The following is an 18624-nucleotide window of genomic DNA, read 5'->3' as shown; positions in this document are numbered from 1 at the left end:
AAATTGAGTAAAATCTTACCCTAAGCGCTTTTTAAATATAGAGTGATCGCTTCGCTGCGGGTTCTTACGTGAAGCTTTTCATAGATATTCCGGGCATGCTTTTTTACAGTATCTATTGTTATATCAAGCTTTGCTGCTATTTCTTTATATAAAAGTCCATCTGCCAAAAGCCGCAATACCTGATATTGTTTTTCGGATAGTGCTTTAAATTTAGCTGCCCCATCACTTTTATTAAAGTAGGAAAAAAGCTTTCGGGCAATTTCAGGCGATACGGGAGATCCTCCATCGAAAATATTATATAAAGCTTTTTTTAAGTTCTCGTGGCTGTCACTTTTAAGAAGGTATCCATCGGCTCCGGCCTTTAAGGCATCAAATAAAACATCATCATCGGTACAATTAGATAAAACTAAAAATTGAGTTTTAGGGCTTTGATATTTTAGCTTTGCAATTGCCTGTACGCCGCTTATTCCCGGCAAGCCCAAATCCATGATAACTACATCAGCCGACAATTTTGGAAATTGTTCAATCAATTCTTCAGCGGATTGAAATTGCCCGACTATTTCAACATTATTCAAATCTTTTAAAACCCAATCAATCGTATCTAAATAAATACGTTCATCATCTACTATAGCAACGCGTCTCATAAATTACAGAATTTGTTATTTAAAAAGCCATCTTTTTACAATATGTAAGGTAGTTTAATTTGCTATAAACCAAAACCGATTGCGACTTACAATGACTTTTATCAACTACTTTTTTGTGTAGTATGACAAGTTCAATTGGATTAATATCCACTTTTGTTACATGAAATTTATACTTACATCATTTTTTTGTATCCCGCTATTTTTTTTATTGTTATTATCTTCTAATAGCTACGCTCAGCAAATTTCTATTTTCAATATTTCAGGAAAAGTAATAGATGAACAAAGTGGAAAGGCACTTGGCGATGTAACCATTCAGGTGAGCGGAAAAAACAAAACAACCGTTACTGATAGTAACGGACTATTTTCCATTACTGCTGTTAATAAAGAGTATACATTGATATTCTCGCATATATCCTATCAGACAAAAAAGATACTACTAAAGAAAAAAGCTTTTTTAACTATTGTCATGGCAAAAAAAAACACTGTATTAAATGATATAGTGGTACTTGGTTATAGTACGCAATTAAAAAACTTAGTAACCGGCTCAACAGTTACTTTAAAGAATAAGGATATAACAAGGGCGCCCATAGCAAGCACAGTCAATACTTTGCAAGGTATTACTCCTGGACTTACAAGCATACAAACAAGTGGCATGCCCGGCTCAGACAAAGCATCCATAAACATAAGAGGCTTTGGAGACCCTCTTATAATAGTAGATGGCGTACAAATGTCGTTTAACAATATTGATGTTAACCAAATTGAATCCATCAGCATTTTAAAAGATGCTTCAGCTTCCATATATGGCGCCAGAGGTGGCAATGGAATTATTGTAGTTACAACCAAACGTGGACAAAATCAAAAGCCTGTTATCGCTTTAAACTCTTCAGTTACACTACAAGGCGTTACCAAAATTTTAAAGCCTCCGAGTTCGGGCGAGTTAGCTACGATGCGACTGGAACAGTATTTACAAAGCGGGCAATCTGGCAGCGCCCCTTTTACGCAAGCAGACATTGATAAATATTTTTCGGGTAACGATCCCGCCTACCCCAACACAGATTGGTACAATAGCCTTTTCAGAAACGATGCGCCTCAAACCAATAATGCTATTTCAATTAATGGCGGCAATGATAGAACAAAGTTTTTTGGGTTATTAGCTTATACGGATCAAAAAACAATGATCAAAACCAATGGCGGACAATACCAGCGTTACAATGCACAATCAAATGTTGATACAAAGATTGCGGATAACCTTTTGTTTTCTTTAGACTTTGCTGCCATTTTTGAAGACAGCTATTTTCCTGTTAGAGGATTGCAGAATGGCGGTTCATTCTGGAATGATTATTATTTAACTCAGCCGTGGTATCCTGTTTCACTTCCGGACGCATCTAAAATTTCTTATGGAGGTATCACTACCGGAAGCTTAGCGGCTGTAAGTAATACAAGTATTGCCGGTTATAATAAATCCGAAAATCAATTTTTGAAAGGAGCTGTCACATTGAATTACGCCATCAAACCTATTAAGGGACTTAAGGCAAAAGCAATGATCAATTATAACAGTTATACCGTTTATACAAAACGATTTAATAAACCGTATGTTTTCTATACTTATAATCCAAACTCTAAAGTTTATACGCAAACAGGTAGCTTTAGTCAAAGCAGTGTGGCGGAAGGGTATTATAAAAATGCTGACATTACCCAACAATACTCTTTTACCTATGAAAGAACATTTAAAGATCATTACTTAAACATCCTGGCGTTAATTGAAAGTATAGACATTGATAGTACTAATTTTCAAGCTTCACGTATTAACCTGCTTACTCCCTTAATAGACCAGTTATTTGTTGGAAGCGCTAACGGACAAAATACTTATGGCTCTGCAAATGAAAATGGGCGCTTTAGTTATGTAGGAAGAATTAATTATAGATACAAGAATAAATATTTATTAGAGGTTATCTTTAGAGCAGATGCTTCTGCCAAGTTTTCTTCACAAAACAGGTGGGGTTATTTCCCCGGTGCAACTGCCGGCTGGATACTTTCCAAGGAAAGATTCATGAACACCATTTCATGGATCGACAATTTAAAGCTACGTTTTAGCTATGGCAGATCGGGCAATGACAATGTAGGCAATTTCCAATACCTTTCTAACTATGTTCCCGGAGGAAATATAGTTTTGAATGGAGCTTCCTTATCGGGCATCTACCTTACGAACCTGGCAAATCCTTTATTAACCTGGGAAGAGATAGAAATATATAATGCAGGTATTGATCTTGAATTGCATGATCGTATTGTGTATGGTTCTATAGATATTTTTAAACGTAACCGGCATGGCATTCCTGCAACAAGAGTCATTTCTTTTCCATCTACATTTGGAGCCACACTTCCCCAGGAAAATTTAAACAGCTTAACCGACAGAGGCTTTGAATTGCTTATAGGCGCATCCAAAACATATAAAGATATCAGCTTTGATATTTCAGCAAATATCTCGTGGAGCCGTGCAAAATGGACACAGTACGATGAACCTCTTTATACAGATGCCAATGAAAAAAATGTGTATCAAAAAACAGGGCAATGGACAGATAAAGTTATGGGCTATGTATCGGATGGGTTATTTACAAGTAAAGAACAAATAAATACTCTCCCTTATAAATATTATGGATTAAGCAGTAATACTCAATTGAATCCCGGTGATATTATTTATAAAGATCTAAATGGTGATGCAATATTGAATTGGAAAGATCAGCGTGAGATCGGCCAAGGAGTTATGCCGCATTGGATGTACGGTATTATTACAAAGATCAATTATAAGCAACTGGATATTTATTGTTTGTGGCAGGGCGCATGGGGATATTCAACATTGATCAATCTCACTCAATTTCCGAATGAAAAAGAATATGAGCTAAGATGGAATCAAACAACCAATAATGCCAATGCGCTTATACCTCGTTTAGGCGGCGCAGCAACAAATGACTATATATCGGATTATAATTATAAAAACACCTCATACATCCGTTTAAAAACAATCTCCATCGGGTATCAGTTACCTGAAAAGTTACTGCAGAAAATAAAGATGCAAGCGGCAAGATTATATGTTGCAGGAATAAATCTTTTAACCTTTAGCACGCTGGATAAATATGGAGTTGATCCAGAGATCCAATCAGGTAGTATTTCTGTATATCCCCAGCAACGTACAATAAGTGTGGGACTGAATTTATCATTTTAACCTAATCAAAGAAAATGAAATATCTATTTTATTTATCAGCAGCAATTATCATATTAACAAGTTGTACGAAAATTTTAGACAAAACGCCGCTTAATACCATTAATGATGAGGTAGTTTGGAACGATACTACTTTAATAAATGCTTTTTTAGCTGAGCAGTATGCACTTTCTTCGGTTTTTGTAAATGGATGTTCCGAATACATTCAAAGCGGCACCACAAGCTCTCCTATAAGAGGCAGCATAGCATGGAATCCCTCCCATATAGATTATTTATACAATTCCGAACAAGGTGCAGGGTTTACCATAGTAAATGACCTGTCGGACGAAAGCAAACCTGTATGGAATATATGCGGCATAGCGGATAAAGTTAAAGCGAATGGAATTACACCTGAAGGCGGCGTATTGGAATGGTGGGATAATGGATATTACATTATTCGGAATCTCAATCAATTTATTCAGCGTGTACCCGCCAGCCCAATGGAGGCTGCAATAGCCAAAACACGTATTGCAGAAGCTAGGTTTTTAAGAGCTTTTCAATACTTTGAAATGGTGAAACGATATGGAGGTGTACCACTTATTATTGCTGTACAAAACTTAACCGACCCGACTGATTTACTTTATCCAAAACGAAATACAGAGCAGGAAGTTTATGATTTTATCATTAGTGAATTAGAAACAATAAAAAACGATCTGCCCGTAACAAATTACAGTCGTGCTTCTAAAACAGCAGCCTTGGCGTTGGAATCAAGAGCTGCATTGTATGCCGGCTCTATTGCAAAATATGGAACGATACAATTAGATGGATTGATTGGCATTTCTTCAACTGCAGCAAACCGTTATTTTGAAATAGCATATGCAACAGCGGATTCTATCATTCAATCACACACCAACAGTTTATACAATGCCAATTCAAACAAAGCGATGAATTTTAGAGAACTTTTTTTAGTGAAGCACAACCCGGAAATGATCTTTGTAAAAGAACATAATTTCACCAGTGCATTAAGTGGCGGCGGCGCTGCCTGGAGTTACGATTTTGTTCAACGCCCTAAACCTCATGCATGGGATCTGGGTATGGCTGAAGGTGCTTATCTGGAAATGGCTGAAGCATTTCAATTAATAAATGGCAGCCCAGGAAAATTAGACAGGAATGCCATCCAGCAAGGCCTATGGGCAATGGATGATTTATGGAAAGATAAAGATCCTCGCTTTTTTGCAACACTGTATACACAGGGAACTTTATGGCAGGGCGGTAAAATTGATTTTCATAAAGGTTTGCTAACACCAACGAATACACTATTTGAAAACAAAGCAGACGCATACAATGGAGTTGCTGCCTGGGGAAATCAAAATATCAGCGGCGATTTTGGAACAGGCTTTGGCGTATTAAAATACCTGGACGAGAGCAATGCTATTGGAACTACGTGGTCCAATTCCGGCAGCGATTATATTATTTTTCGATATGCTGAGGTATTGTTGAATTTTGCTGAGGCTGCGATGGAATTAGGAAAAAGCAGTGATGCATTGGATGCGATCAACCAGGTACGCAACAGAGCCGGCATTACTCCTCTTACTGCAGTTACAATGAATAATGTACGGCAGGAAAGAAGAGTGGAATTAGCTTTTGAAGGACATCGCTATTGGGATGTAAGAAGATGGCGAATTGCAGAAGAGGTATTATCCGGATCGAATTCAGGCTTACGCTATATTTTGGATTACGCCACAGGAAAATACCAAATCAGGGTATTAACGGATATTGATGGAACGAACAATAAGCCCAACTTTACCTCAGCAGAATACTATTTTCCTATAACACTTAAACGTATTGCGGCAAATCCAAACCTTTTAGAGAATATTGGTTATTGAAAAGGATCACTTCTTTTTTAGTACAATGCCTATTGTAAAATTCAATCCCCTGGGCAAGAAATTAAACGGCATACCTTTTACTTCAACCACCGTAAAATGTTTTCTTAATTGTGAAAGCAGCACTTCATAATCAAACCCTTTATGAGAAGCTATTTTACTTCTTTCTATTTTATCCAGGCGTCCTAAAAATGCGTTTACAAATTCTTTAAACGTATAATGATCAGATATAGGCTTGCCTAATATTTTTTTTGCCAGATGTTTTACAACCAGGATAATTCCTTTTTCATTAGGAACTGTTATAAAAGAATATTGTTTTGTTGCAGCGGCTAACTTTTCAATATAAGCCTCTTCCATGCCCGGCACATGTTCCAATGTTTCCATGCAAATAGAGATGTCAAATAAATTTCCTTCCACATTAAATTTTGAAGGCTCATCGCAAAATAAGAAATGATAATTTCCCTTACCCTTCCATTTACTTTCAGCTATTGATAAAGCATTTTCCCAATTGGCATCATAGCCATAATAAGTAGCAGGTGTATGAGGTAAAAATTCTAGTACTTTTCCATCATAGCAGCCTAATTCAACAACAGCATCTGCGCCAGCAGCGTACTTATTTATTTTTTCTTTTAACCAGAAAAAACGTTTATAATGTATTTTACTTGTAAGCCCTTTTTTTGCGAATAGTCTTTCGTTATATGATTCCTCAAACACTAAGGCTTTGCCATCTTTTGTCGACATTGGAGGTTATTTATGGTGCATTATTTAGCGGCTAATTTACTTTTTCTTATCCCATAACTAAAATAAATTATTAAACCTATCGCCAGCCAGATCACAAAACGCCACCAATTAGTGTGACTTTCCTGAGACATTAAGTAAAAGCAACTTAGCAAACCAAGTACGGGTATAAGAGAAAAGTTTTTGATAAACGTATAAATGCTTACAATAATTGCAACAATAAAAAATATTATCATTGGCACTCCTTCCTTAGTTAATAAACTACTATAATACCCCGGTACTTTTATATAAACCCATGCAAAAATTGCAAATAAAAATATAGGCACAATGTACTTCCCATTTATGTATGGTACTTTAAACTTACTTTCCGGTTTATCTTTTTGATTTTGCAATACCAACACACCACCGCAAACCAATACAAATGCAAACAAGGTTCCGATACTGGTCAATGCGATCACTACATCCAGGTTTAAAAATAAAGCAGGTACTGCTACCACAAAACCTGTAACAATAGTAGAAAAAGAAGGTGTTTTATATTTAGGATGAATACGTGAAAATACTTTCGGCAATAATCCATCTCTGCTCATGCTCATCCATATTCTTGGCTGTCCTAATTGGTATACCAGCAATACAGATGCGATAACAATAATGGCGCTTACCGAAATTACACCTGCAATAATATTGGATATGGCAGAATTTTGATCTTTGAATACAAAAGCCAAAGGATCCGCTACATTTAACTTTGAGAAGTTAGTCATGCCCGTTAGTACCAGCACCAGCACTACGTACAAACCTGTACAGATGAGCAGCGTATTGAACATGGCCTTTGGCAGATCATTTTGCGCATTCTTACATTCTTCTGCAGTAGTAGAAATAGCATCAAAACCGATATAGGCAAAGAACACTGCCGACACCCCACTCATCACTCCTTTAAAACCATTTGGCATGAACGGATGCCAATTTACCGGGTGTACATAAAATGCGCCGCCAACAATCACCAATAAGATGATCACCAGCTTTGTATATACCATTATATTGTTCGCTGTTCTGGATTCCTTGATTCCCACATACACTACATACGTAATAATAACAACGATCAACAACGCAGGAATATTCATTATTAATCTTAATCCGCCAAGCGTAGGCGCATTCATCCAGGCATAATATGCATTTTGAACGCTGTCGCTTAAAGATCCAATAGATTGATGTTGCGCCAAAGAACTTATTGCATCCTTGTAACCATTGTGTGCCGTTACATAATCCATCGTTATCCATTGTGGCAGATAAACGCCAAACCCTTTTAACACCTGTACAAAATATTGACTCCATGAAATGGCTACTGCAATATTACCGATAGCATATTCCATTAACAGGTCCCAACCGATTATCCAGGCAAATATTTCACCAAAGGCGACATAAGAATAAGTATAAGCGCTGCCCGAAACGGGAACTGTGCTTGCAAACTCGGCATAACAATAAGCTGCAAAGCCACAGGCAACAGCTGTAAAGAGAAATAGCAGGATAACTGCAGGCCCGCCATGATAGCTTGCAGTACCAATTGCAGTAAATACACCCGTACCAATTACTGCAGCAATACCTAAAAAGGTAAGATCTTTTACTCCCAATACTTTTCGTAAGCTGCTATTACCACCATGACCATCTCCTGCTCCTTCCTCTGCATCTTTTAAAATAACTGCAATAGATTTTTTACGGAATAAAGAACCTGCCATAAACAGTAATTTGATTGAGAAGTAAATTAAGGAATTTTATTGAAGCTAGGGTTCTAACAATTCAGGTTTTATTCTCACTATACCTGAACATTAATTATACTGTCAGTCTGAGCTTGTCGATTTGTTTGTTGAAGAAATCTACCCTTACTTATCTCTCTTGATCAAAAACTCAGCCAGTTCAATTAAAGGTTGTTTGCGTATTCCAAGCACTGCTACCTCATCTAAATGTGTAAGTGCTTTTTGAAGATAAGTTTCTTTTAATTCGTTTGCCCATATATCGGCTTTACAATCGCGGAATATTTGTAATACTTTTTCAACTTTATCAGTAGGATTTTCATTCATTAATCGCTGCAATTCTTTCTTTTGAACATCTGCAGCTGTTTCCAAAGCACGAATGACCAAAAATGTTTTTTTATTAGCGATGATGTCACCTCCCGGCTGTTTACCCACCAATGCAGGATCACCGAACGCGTCTAAATAATCATCCTGTATTTGAAACGCAATGCCGAGATTCTTACCAAACTCATATACCAGCTTTTGATTACCTTCTCTTGCACCACCTAATATAGTTCCCAGTTGCATGCTGGCTGCTAATAGAACAGATGTTTTTAAGGTGATCATGTTTAAGTATTCCTCAAAACTTACTGTTTCTTTTTTTTCAAAATCCATATCCAATTGCTGCCCTTCACAAACTTCACGGGCTGTTCTATTAAATACATTTAATATCCTGGCAAGATAATCACCTTTCATTCTTATCAAACTATCATAAGCCTGTACCAGCATCACGTCTCCTGCGAGTAATGCAGTAGATTCGCCATATTTGGTATGCACTGTTTCAAAGCCACGACGAAGCGGTGCTTTATCCATAATATCATCATGTATCAAACTGAAATTATGAAACAGCTCTACCGAAGTAGCTACATAATATGCATCGGGAACAATATCTGCAAACAATTCATTACCCATCAGCACACAAACCGGACGTACCCGCTTACCGCCAATACCTAAAATATATTGTGTAGGATCGTATAGAGTTGGCGTATGTTCAGGGAAATGCCGCTTATTAAATTTTTCTTCGAATAGGCGTGACAGTTGGACGAAAGAATGCATTTATAATTAAGAATTAATAATTAGCAATTAATAATTTATCTGTTTGCCAAAGACTATGATTGCAGTACTATTTATTAGTCTTTGCTTTTTTGCCTTTTGCTTTTTCTTCATTTGGTGGTACCCAATGATAATCGAGTTGTCGCTTTTCAAGGTTGGCTGCTACTACTTTTATTTTTATCTTATCTCCCATCCTGAATTTTTGACGGGTGCGCATTCCTACCAATGAATAATCTGCCGTATCGTGCCTGAAGTCATCATAATCCATCAGGTCTCTCGTACTCACCAAACCTTCACATTTATGCTCGATAGTTTCAACCCAAAAACCAAAAGCCGCTACACCACTGATGATCCCGTCAAATTCATCTCCTACAAAATTCTGCATAAACTCTACCTGCTTGTATTTATTACCGGCACGTTCGCACTCCATTGCCTTGCGCTCCATATCGCTGCAATGCTTACATTTTTCTTCCATCTTTTTATCGATCTTCACCTGCTTATCCAAACATTCCTGTAGAATGCGATGTACCATTACATCGGGATAGCGACGGATAGGTGATGTAAAATGACAATAATGTTCAAATCCTAAACCATAGTGACCGATATTTTCCGATGTATAAATTGCTTTAGCCATTGTACGAATACCTAATTGCTCCAATACATGCTGTTCTGGTTTTCCGTTAACTTCCTTCAACATGTTATTAAAAGAACGAGCTACTGCTTCTTCATCATTCATATCAAACTTATACCCGAACTTTTTTGCAAACGCAACAAAAGGCAGTAGTTTTTCTTGATCAGGTGTATCGTGAATTCGATATGGAAAAGGAATTTCTTTTTTGTTCACTTTAATTTTTGAAACATATTCTGCGACAGCACGATTCGCTAACAACATGAACTCTTCTATCAGTTGATGAGCTTCTTTACTTTCTTTAATAACAATACCAATTGGTTTGCCTTTTTCATCCAGCTTAAATTTTACTTCCTGCGAAGAAAAATTAATAGCGCCATTGGCAAAACGATCTTTTCTGAATTTCTGTGCCAACTGGTTCATCATTAAAATGATCTTACTATGATCACCTTCCCGCTTTTCAATGATATCCTGTACTTCTTCATAAGTAAACCGACGATCGCTATGAATCACGGTTCTCCCGATCCATGTATGCTTTATTTCTGCTTTTTGATTGATCTGGAACACTGCAGAGAAAGTATATTTATCTTCGTTAGGCCGTAAGGAACATAACTCATTAGAAATCTTTTCCGGCAGCATGGGATTTACTCTATCCGGTAAATACACGCTCGTAGCCCGTTCATAAGCGGTTTCATCTAAAATGCTTCCCGGTGTTACAAAATGACTAACGTCTGCAATGTGCACTCCTATTTCATATACTTCATCATTTGTTTTACGTACAGAAATAGCATCATCAAAATCTTTTGCATCAAACGGATCGATCGTAAATGTCAACACTTCTCTAAAATCTTTACGACGCTTAAGCTCTTCCGGGGTGATCGTTTCTGATAATTTATTGGCTTCATTCAACACCTCATCATTAAATGCTAAAGGAAATCCCGCTTCAATTAATATTTCTTTCATCGCCAGGTCAGACCTGTCTTCCGCCTTGATCACCGACATTACTACGCCTTCCGGTTTTTTATTGTCTTTATCCCATTTTAATAAACGCACTACCACCCTGTCTTTATCAACAGCACCATTCAGATGGTCTGCACTTATATAAAAATCAGGAACCGGCTTAGTAGCATCTGGAATAAAAAATGCAAAATTTTTACTTCCCTGTATATTGCCGACAAATTCAGACTTTCTTCTTTCTACCACTTCTGTTATCTTACCTTCCACCCTCTTGCCGATCTTACCGCCGGTTGCTATCTGCACCCTAACGGTATCTCCGTCAAACGCCCTGTTAAAGTCATGCGGACGAACTAAAATATCTTTTTCCATTCCTTCCACCACTACAAAACCCATTCCGCTGCGTGAAATATCCAACACACCTTTTACTATCAGCACCTGCGATGATGATTTCTTATCTTTCTTTTTGGTCTTTTTACTCACTTTTTATTTTTTACTTTTATTTTTTTGTTACCGACATTTTCGCTTTCCTCAACATCGTTGTGTTACTCACTTGTACGGCATACCATTATTCTTTAATTATCAATTCTCCTTTGCAATGTACGCAAACAATTTTTTGTACCTTCAATTAAATATCATTTATGCAAAGCTACGATACAGTCACCGATGCTTTAAACGGTTTAAAAGCGAAAGGGTATACAACAGATTTCAATATTGCATTCGATAAGCTTATCTGTTCTTCCACCAACGTTTGTCTTACTCCCGGTGAATTTGAGATCACAGAAGTATATCGTTTTGAAGGCGAGACCAATCCTTCGGATGAAGAAGTAGTATATGCTGTAGAATCTAAGAATGGCGATATGAAAGGAACTTTAGTAAGTGCATTTGGAATTTATTCTGATGCTGTTTCTGATGATCTGCTGAAGAAATTAACGATACATAAATGAGCTTTGATCTTAGAGAAGAAATCTTAAAAGAGCACTCCAAAACCCAACGCGACAAAATAGTGAATTGGGTTGGTAATTCACAAAAACGTTTCAATCAGCTGTTTTATCTTTTTTTAAATGATGAATACCGTGTTGTTCAACGAGCAGCATGGGCGGTTAGTTATGCTGTTGGTATACATCCGGAATTTATAAAAGACAATTTTGGCAAGCTGGTTCAAAATCTTAAGAAGCCAAACCTGCACGACGCTGTTAAGCGTAATTCTATCCGGCTTCTGCAACATGTTGCTATTCCTAAAAAATATCATGGCGATATTATGAGCACTTGTTTCGATTACCTTCAATCGCCAAACGAAGCCGTTGCTATTAAAGCATTTTCATTAACGGTGTTGCACAATCTATCCAAACAATATCCTGAAATAGTACCCGAAATAAAATTATTGATTGAAGAACAATTACCGCATCAAACCGCTGCATTTAAAAGCAGGGCGAAGAAGATAATTAATTACAAGGATTGATCACATTGTATTCTTCCTTTAGTTCCATTACCTCTTTTGTTCCATCAGGACGTGCATATGTAATTTTAACAGGCACAATGTACTTGCCTGTAGTTACAGGTGCTTTGAAATTACAAACTGCAACTCCATCTTGATCTAGTGGTATCTTTTGTTTGTTAATATAAATATCAGGGTTTGCGGCATCGTTGAATTCTCCAATCCCTGCAGTAACGGTAACCTCCTCTCCGGGTTTTACATATTGGTTATCTACAACCGCTATAGCTTTGGTTTTTAAATAATAATCAACAATTACCGAAGTTTTGTATTCATAAAATTTAAAGAAAGAATTTTCAATAATTCCACAATCATATTTCAATTTATTTATCATGGCAAGTGCTACAATAGGAGAAACATTAGAGATCAAACCTGCATCCTTATTCAATGAATTTAATATCTCATTATTGGAGAATTCCTTTGTTAATGCACTATCCAATCCAAGTAATTGTTTCCGGTACTTCAATAATTTTTCACTCAACTTTGCGCTCTCATTTTGCCTGTCAAATAGCACAGTGAACGAGTTCGCATTAAGCATTTGTTTATGATCAACCTGGATGTAAGCTTCCGATTGCAACGTTTTTGCTAAGTCATCTAAATAACCGGTAATACTTTTTGAAAATTTCTTTACAGAATCTACTGTAGGAAGATAAAGCAAGGCTTTCTCACGACTTATTACATCATAGGTTTTATTTAGATATTCCTGGTATAGCTCATCGTTATCCTCGATAATAATTTTATTGGCATTTATAAAAGTATTATTCAACGCCTCAAATACTAACAGGTCATTATTATTTTTATTTGTACAAGATAAAACTCCCAAAACAGGAATTAATAAAATAAGAAATAAACTTTTAAATAAAAGAAAACGTTGCATAGGTTTTCTTTTAAAAATATAAACTAGATATCAAAAGAATCGTTAAAGATAGACGCTACTTCTCCGGTTCCATAAATATTAACCGTAAGTTCTGATCATAAGTAAGATAATTATACAGCCAATTCAAAAAGATAAAGAATCTATTCTTTACGCCCAATGTCAGCATTAAATGTATACCCATCCAGATCATCCATGCTATAAATCCTTTAAAATGCAATTTAGGTTTGGATAGATCGACTACTGCCAAATTACGCCCAACAGTAGCCATCGTGCCTTTATCTACGTAACTAAAATCTTTCATCGGTTTCCCATTTTGTTGCAGCTGTAAATTCTTTGCCAGCAAGCCACCCTGTTGTATCGCCACAGGTGATAATTGCGGGTGACCGTTAGGATAAGCAGGCTCTTCCATATAGGAAACATCGCCAATTGCATACACATTGCTTAAGCCTTGTACCAAAGAATGTCGATCGGTTTTTATACGGTTTCCTCTTGCTATAAGGTCTTTTTCAATACCTGCAAGAACATTTCCTTTAACACCCGCCGCCCAGATCACTGTAGCTGTTTCTATCGTTTCACCATTTTGCAGCGTTACCTTTTCTCCGTCATAATCTTTTACAATTGTATTCGTCATAACGGTTACGCCTAACTTTTTAAGATAAGCTTCCGAATCAGCAGAAGATTTTTCACTCATTGCAGCTAATGTTTTACCAGAACCTTCCAACAGGTATATCTTCATAGTAGAAAAAGCCAGTTCAGGATAATCTTTCGGCAATACAAATCGACGCATATCTGCAATAGCGCCGCTTAGCTCTACTCCTGTTGGCCCGGCGCCTACAATTACAATATTCATGTATTGCTGTAGCTCTTTCTCATCTTTTATCGATAATGCTTTTTCAAAATTTTGCAATAAGCGATAGCGCAATTGCAACGCTTCTGTGCTGCTTTTCATCGGCAGTGCATGATCTATTAGATTTTGATTGCCGAAGAAATTACTGCCGGCACCGGTAGCGATCACCAATGCATCATAATCAAATTCACCAATGCTGGTTATAATTTTGTTTTCGGCGGTTAGCACTTGTTGTACTTCTGCTACACGAATATGTACATTCTTACTTTTATGAAATATTTTCCGCAAGGGGAAAGAAATATTACTTGCATCCAACCCTGAAGTTGCCACCTGGTAGAACAATGGCTGGAACTGGTGATGATTGAATCTATCTATTAATGTAATTTCAAAACCTTCTTTGTTACTTAATTCTCTTGCCAATTTTAATCCACCAAATCCTCCTCCTATAATAATAAGTTTCATAAAATTTTCTTTAACAAAATGATAAGATGTAAGTTATTAAAATCAGGGTTACCAAATTGCAATTTCAGTATTAATAATATTTGAGCGCTCCGTAAAATTGCTATATAATTAACACCTAAGTCATTAAGAAGTTTGCTACGAATAACACTTATTTACACTAATGTTTTATTAGTGCTGATTGGGATTATTAGCGGTAAACAGTAACCAAATCATTTTTCATTACTTCAAAACTTTTGTATGCAAACAAAATATTTGCCAATAATCGGCATGGCCATTCTATTGTATAGTTGCGGCGGCTATCAAACAAGTCCCGGACCGGAATATTCTACCGCAAAAGCTACAGCCGATTCAGCTACAACTTTATCCTCTTCTGCAGCAGTAGAAAAAACAACGGATGCCGAGCAAAAATTCATTCGCACTGCCGATATTAAATTCAAAGTAAAAGATGCCGTTGCCGCTACGTATACTATTGAAGATGTAGTGAACCAACAAGGCGGCTTTGTAACGTACACTAATCTTAAAAGCGATGTAAGCAATGTGAATTCCGTACAGGTAAACAGCGACAGCACCTTGGAAACAACCCATTTTACCGTTAATAACACCATGACCATTCGTGTACCCAATACCCGGCTGGACACTACTTTAAAATCCATTGCATCCCTAGTCGGCTTTCTTGATTACCGTCTTATTAAAGCAGATGATGTTTCATTACAATTACTGTCAAACGACCTGACACAAAAGCGATACACTAAAACTCAGGAACGCCTGACAACGGCTATCGATACACGAGGAAAGAAACTGGGTGAAACTGCCAATGCAGAAGAAATATTATCTGATAAGCAGGAACAATCCGACAATGCGTATATCAATACTCTATCCTTAGTGAATCAGATTAAATACAGTACCGTCACGTTGTATCTCTATCAAAACCCATCTATCAAAACACAGATGCTGGCAATTGAAAAAACAATTGAACCTTATCAACCCGGATTGGGCACACAATTACTTGTTTCTTTAAAAGACGGATGGGAAATTATTGAAGCGATCGTTGTATTTTTTGTACGCTTCTGGGGATTGATATTGGCAGCGGCTATTGGCTGGAGCATTTACAGAATTTACTTTGCCAAACAAAAGATCAAAGTCTAAACAATTAAATTTATGGATTGATCCATTATATGTATCTTATTCCTTAATCTAACAATCTACATTTATGAAAAAGTATATCGTCTATTGCACCATACTTGTTGCAATATTGTTCTCCTGTAAAGACAAAACCCATAACAGATCTAACCTAAACACCAACAATCTTACCAGCAGCTTCATCACGTTAAAAGCAGATTCTTCGTATACATTAAAGACTTCTAAAGGTGCTATTTTAAAAATTCCTGCCAATGCTTTTGATGCGCCTGCAGGAAGCGAAATAAAACTGGAATTAAAAGAAGCTTATAGCATGCAGGATATTTTATTAGCCGGGCTAACGACCCGTAGCAATGGTAAATTATTGCAGAGTGGCGGCATGTTATACATCAATGCAAAAGCAAACGATAAAGATCTTTCTATTGTAAAGCCAATCACTGCCGAAATTCCAACGGATAATTACAATGATTCCATGAAGGTTTTTAAAGGTGAAGTAAAAGATGATAGTACTATTAACTGGGTTGATCCTAAGCCTTTAGATACTTCCATCGCATTTGAAAACACCTTATTGCTGGATGAACTTTTTAAAACCCAATGTGGAGCATGTCATAAAGCTCAGGAGGACTTTACAGGACCTGCATTAGTTCATTGCAGAGATAGAGAACCTGATCCTGAATGGGCTTATCGCTTTGTAAATAATACCAATAAGATGCTCTCCACCGATCCTTATGCTAAAGCCTTGCATGCGAAGTATGCCAGTGTAATGCCTCAATTCAATTTACCAAAAGAGCAAATAAAAATGCTTTTAGATTATTGTGATTTTTATGCGCCCCAAGTACCATCGCAACCTGCCACTACAACCGCTATTGAAGATACATGCTTCACTTATGACACTACTTATATATCACAAAAAGATACAAGTACTATTCAGGTTTTACCAAAGAATGCAACAATAGATGGAGATAGCGTTACTTTTAAACAAAAGTATTACCAGTTTAGTATAGATGCCTGCGGTTGGTATAATATAGATTGCTTTATCAATAACAATATTGACAATATAACAAATGTTTCATTATCTGCGTCTATCCATATTCCTGACAGCGCCTATTATTATGTTCAGCTATGCATACCGGAAAGAAAACTATTAACAGGGGGGCACTATGATAATACATCTAAGAAATACTTTTTTTACAGTTCTGGTGATACTATTCCCCTCATATTAAATGACAATGCAACTATAGTGGTTACAGGAACAGGAGTGGATACATTTTATTATGGTATTGCTAATTTTAAAGTTAGTCCATCACAGGTTATCTCAATCGATGTTCACAAAAGCTCGAAGGAAAACATATTGCAATCAATAAAAAACAATAAGCTTGGCGATCTGAAAATTGACATTGATGCACCTGAAATAGTCACCACACTAAAATTGCAGATAGATACCACATATGTTCAATCTGTTTCTAATACTGATTCATCCGGAAAAGAAGTTAAAATGCAAATAGAAAAAATTCCGTGTACTCTAAAGGACTCAACCGCAACAAAATAAGTTTAGAACTTAGTATTAAAACAAAAAGTCCTGTAAGCTCACACTTACAGGACTTTCTTTTATTACATCAATTCAATTAATACAATAATCTAACCTTGATCGTTCCTTTCACCTCTTTCAACAACTCCACCGCTTCTTTACTCAAACGTTTATCAATATCCAACACTACATAGCCAATCTCATCATTCGTTTTTAAGTATTGCCCGAGGATGTTTATTTTATGTCCGCTTAATTGCGTATTTATTTCGCTCAATACGCCCGGAACATTCTTATGAATATGTAAAATACGATGCGTTCCTTCCTGTGGCGGCAAACTCAAGGCAGGCACCGTGTGAGAACCAAACGTAATACCTTTTTCCAGGTAATTGAATAATTTAGAGCTAACGTCATCACCTATATTGCTTTGCGCTTCCTGCGTGCTGCCACCAATGTGAGGCGTTAACAACACATTGCTTAATCCTTGCAAAGGAGTAGTGAATTTATCGCCGTTCTTTTCAGGTTCCCATGGATATACATCCACCGCTGCACCACTCAAATGTCCTTCCTTTAAATATTTTGCCAGCTCGTCCAGCTCAACTACTTCTCCCCTTGCATAGTTAATTAATATAGAGCCTTTCTTAAAATATTTAAGATTGCTCTTATTGATCATATTCTTGGTGCTGGGTAATTCAGGCACGTGCAATGTAACCACATCCGATTTGCTCAACATTTCTTTCAATGTCTTCACCTGTGTAGCATTTCCCATTGGCAGCTTTGTTTCCACATCGTAAAAGATCACCTTCATGCCTAACGCTTCCGCCAACACGCTGGTCTGGCTACCAATATTTCCATACCCAATAATTCCCAGCGTTTTACCACGCAATTCAAAACTGCCGCTGGCATCTTTTTTCCAAATGCCCTGGTGTGCAGCCTTGTCTTTATCTAAAATTCTTCTTATTAAAATGATCGAAGCTCCGATAACCAGTTCCGCTACGCTGCGGGTATTACTGTAAGGCGCATTGAACACCGCAATGCCATGCTCTGTAGCTGTATTCAGATCAACCTGGTTGGTACCAATACAAAAGCAACCAACAGCTTGTAATTTCGATGCAGCTTCAATTACCTTTTTGGTTAACTGCGTTTTACTGCGAATACCCAGCAAATGCACGTTCTTGATCTCTTTGATCAGCTCTTCTTCTTTTAAAGCCCCTGCCAGTTTCTTTACATTGGCATAACCCGACTCATTAAAGAACTTAACCGCTGTATCACTAATGTTTTCTAGAAAAAGAATGTTGATTTTTTCTTTTGGATAACTTGTTATTTTTTTTTCTGCCATGATTATAGTTCCGTATTTTGCGCAAAGATATTCGATATAAGTTTATTTTCTTTATGTTCTCA

At 36.9% G+C, this 18624-nt stretch carries 14 protein-coding genes; 6 read left to right on the top strand and 8 right to left on the bottom strand.

Annotated features, from left to right (window positions below; all coding sequences use genetic code 11):
- Window positions 1-20 precede the first annotated feature (20 nt).
- Window positions 21-644, bottom strand: coding sequence for a response regulator transcription factor (locus K9M53_RS08110; protein WP_224019130.1), 624 nt, complete (start codon window positions 642-644; stop codon window positions 21-23).
- A gap of 160 nt (window positions 645-804) precedes the next feature.
- Here K9M53_RS08110 and K9M53_RS08105 point away from each other — a divergent pair, with 160 nt between their 5' ends.
- Window positions 805-3864 (top strand): SusC/RagA family TonB-linked outer membrane protein, encoded by a 3060-nt coding sequence (locus K9M53_RS08105; RefSeq protein ID WP_224019129.1) that lies wholly within the window; start codon window positions 805-807, stop codon window positions 3862-3864.
- 14 nt (window positions 3865-3878) lie between these two features.
- Window positions 3879-5726 (top strand): RagB/SusD family nutrient uptake outer membrane protein, encoded by a 1848-nt coding sequence (locus K9M53_RS08100; protein WP_224019128.1) that lies wholly within the window; start codon window positions 3879-3881, stop codon window positions 5724-5726.
- A 6-nt stretch (window positions 5727-5732) separates the two neighbouring features.
- Here the strand turns inward: K9M53_RS08100 and K9M53_RS08095 are convergent, their stop codons facing one another.
- The 4 genes from K9M53_RS08095 to rnr form a co-directional block, all read right to left on the bottom strand.
- Window positions 5733-6464 (bottom strand): class I SAM-dependent methyltransferase, encoded by a 732-nt coding sequence (locus tag K9M53_RS08095; protein ID WP_224019127.1) that lies wholly within the window; start codon window positions 6462-6464, stop codon window positions 5733-5735.
- Window positions 6465-6484: 20 nt separating this feature from the next.
- On the bottom strand, window positions 6485-8191 hold the full coding sequence (locus K9M53_RS08090) for an amino acid permease (protein WP_224019126.1): 1707 nt from the start codon (window positions 8189-8191) through the stop codon (window positions 6485-6487).
- A gap of 144 nt (window positions 8192-8335) precedes the next feature.
- Window positions 8336-9301, bottom strand: a complete 966-nt coding sequence (locus tag K9M53_RS08085; protein WP_224019125.1) for a polyprenyl synthetase family protein — start codon at window positions 9299-9301, stop codon at window positions 8336-8338.
- Between the two features lie 67 nt (window positions 9302-9368).
- Window positions 9369-11363: a ribonuclease R gene (gene rnr / locus K9M53_RS08080; RefSeq protein ID WP_224019124.1), complete on the bottom strand. Its 1995-nt coding sequence runs from the start codon at window positions 11361-11363 to the stop codon at window positions 9369-9371.
- A 158-nt stretch (window positions 11364-11521) separates the two neighbouring features.
- Here rnr and K9M53_RS08075 point away from each other — a divergent pair, with 158 nt between their 5' ends.
- Entirely contained in the window at window positions 11522-11827 is a 306-nt protein-coding gene (locus K9M53_RS08075; protein WP_224019123.1) for a phosphoribosylpyrophosphate synthetase, read from the top strand.
- Window positions 11824-12342, top strand: a complete 519-nt coding sequence (locus K9M53_RS08070) for a hypothetical protein (protein WP_224019122.1) — start codon at window positions 11824-11826, stop codon at window positions 12340-12342. The genes K9M53_RS08075 and K9M53_RS08070 overlap by 4 nt, the downstream gene beginning before the upstream one ends.
- Here K9M53_RS08070 and K9M53_RS08065 read toward each other — a convergent pair.
- Together K9M53_RS08065 and K9M53_RS08060 are read right to left on the bottom strand one after the other, a co-directional pair.
- Window positions 12326-13252: a hypothetical protein gene (locus K9M53_RS08065; RefSeq protein ID WP_224019121.1), complete on the bottom strand. Its 927-nt coding sequence runs from the start codon at window positions 13250-13252 to the stop codon at window positions 12326-12328. The genes K9M53_RS08070 and K9M53_RS08065 overlap by 17 nt on opposite strands.
- Before the next feature lie 55 nt (window positions 13253-13307).
- On the bottom strand, window positions 13308-14561 hold the full coding sequence (locus K9M53_RS08060; RefSeq protein ID WP_224019120.1) for an NAD(P)/FAD-dependent oxidoreductase: 1254 nt from the start codon (window positions 14559-14561) through the stop codon (window positions 13308-13310).
- 237 nt (window positions 14562-14798) lie between these two features.
- Between K9M53_RS08060 and K9M53_RS08055 the strand changes: the two genes are divergently transcribed.
- Entirely contained in the window at window positions 14799-15707 is a 909-nt protein-coding gene (locus tag K9M53_RS08055) for a DUF4349 domain-containing protein (protein ID WP_224019119.1), read from the top strand.
- A 64-nt stretch (window positions 15708-15771) separates the two neighbouring features.
- Complete coding sequence (locus K9M53_RS08050) at window positions 15772-17247, top strand: c-type cytochrome (protein ID WP_224019118.1); 1476 nt, start codon at window positions 15772-15774, stop codon at window positions 17245-17247.
- Between the two features lie 76 nt (window positions 17248-17323).
- Here the strand turns inward: K9M53_RS08050 and serA are convergent, their stop codons facing one another.
- Complete coding sequence (gene serA / locus K9M53_RS08045) at window positions 17324-18562, bottom strand: phosphoglycerate dehydrogenase (protein WP_224019117.1); 1239 nt, start codon at window positions 18560-18562, stop codon at window positions 17324-17326.
- Between the last annotated feature and the right edge of the window lie 62 nt (window positions 18563-18624).

The sequence above is a fragment of the Ferruginibacter albus genome (genome assembly GCF_020042285.1).
In the GTDB taxonomy this organism is placed as follows: domain Bacteria; phylum Bacteroidota; class Bacteroidia; order Chitinophagales; family Chitinophagaceae; genus Ferruginibacter; species Ferruginibacter albus.
The sequence above is the reverse complement of the archived record's forward strand: the minus strand, read 5'-3'. Positions and strand labels throughout refer to the sequence as shown.